Source organism: Streptococcus suis (assembly GCF_016743335.1).
Classification (GTDB): domain Bacteria; phylum Bacillota; class Bacilli; order Lactobacillales; family Streptococcaceae; genus Streptococcus; species Streptococcus suis_Y.
Genome location: NZ_WCJE01000090.1, coordinates 1 through 1676 on the forward strand (window position 1 = coordinate 1; position 1676 = coordinate 1676).

The following is a 1676-nucleotide window of genomic DNA, read 5'->3' on the forward strand; positions in this document are numbered from 1 at the left end:
AATCGGAAATATCCAACATCCTGAGATTCAAATCGAGAAGCAGGACATGAATAACCGTATCATCCAACAAGCAGTGACGTTTAAGCTCTATAAAGTTCCAGATGATGCAACGCCACAAACGGTGACAGGTGCTCTGACAGATCAAAACCTCGTCCAAACCTTTACCTTGACAAATGGGCAAGTTCGTCAAACATTAGAAGCCAAGGTGCTCGGTCGCTATGCCCTTGTCGAAGGCGCACCGCCAACTGGTTATCGTGGTTTAGCTAGTCCAGTCTTACTAGACTTGCAGACACTACAGCAACCCCATAGCGGAAGCCAGATGAAGACAGTGACACGCTTCAACCTCGTTGGAACAAATGATAAGGTTAGGATTGATACCAACACAGCAAATGTGCTGAAGTTCATTGTAAAAAATGAACCTCTGACCTATCGTCTCAAGATACTCAAACGAGATGTCAATAATGCGGCGACAGGCCTCGATGCTCGCTTTGAACTCTATGATGCAACGGGTACGACTGTTATCGAACGTGGCAATACCAGTCAGGACGGATTTAGCTTGACGTTCCCAAACCTGAGCCCGAATCGCTATGTCCTGAAAGAGACAGTGGCTCCTGCCAATTACAATTCGATAGCGCCGATTCATTTGACCATTGACCAAGCAGGGCAGCTGACGATCCAGTCAGGACCAAGTGACTTAATCGCTATTCAATCAGCAGATGACAGTCATCTTATCCAATTAACCATCAAGAATAGACCGTTTACGCCCGTGAGTATCCAGAAAGTAGATAAACGCAACAACGAAACAACCTTGACAGGTGTACGCTTGCGGATTCAGGCTAAGAATGGCAATCAGATGCCACAATTTAGTGAGCGAAACTGGCATGTAACGAACTATCAAGGTCGTGTGATTGACACTGAAAAGGCCCTTGAGTGGACGAGCTCAACTGCTGGAAATGCTGTCTTCCAGCTACCACAAGGAACCTATACTATCAGCGAACTCTCTGCACCAGCAGGTTACGAGCAACTACAGCCTTTCGATATCACTGTGGCAGAAGATGGTAGTGTCCAGCTTGCTCAAGGAACAAATCCTGAACAGGTTAGTCAGGGTCGAAAAGATGGTCGTATCAATATCAAACTCACCAACGTTTTCAAGCCTAAGATAAAGATTACCAAAGTCGATAGCCGTGATGCCAATCGCAAGCTTACAGGTGCACGCTTCAAGCTATTTGGACCGAATGAAAATACGCAGATAGGTCAGGAAGTGACGACAGACAGCAACGGTGAAATCACGCTTCCAGGCTTGGAACCAGGTACCTACTATTTGCAAGAAAGCCAGCCGCCGACAGGCTATCAGGCCAACACTCGCAAATACCAAATTGTAATCGCTGATAATGGTTCGGCTCAGATAAATAATGCTGATAATAAGATTGAGGCTGGAACTAGCCAAGATCAGGGTGCGGATAAAATTATTCCAATCACCGTTAAAAATGACCGGACACCATTTACAGTCAAAATCCGTAAACGTGATTATGATGATACCAGTAGAGGTCTGGATGCTCGCTTCCAACTCTACCGTAAAGATGGTGACCAAGAAGTACTGCTTCAAGGTCTAGTCGGCAATACCTCTGGGGCAAATTCTGAACTAATCCTTCCAAATCTCTTGCCGAATACCTATG

At 45.8% G+C, this 1676-nt stretch carries 1 protein-coding gene; it reads left to right on the forward strand.

Features of this window, described 5'->3' with window-relative positions:
* Window positions 1-1676: MSCRAMM family protein (locus F9856_RS11940; RefSeq protein WP_268933456.1), on the forward strand; the 1676-nt coding region annotated here is incomplete at both ends.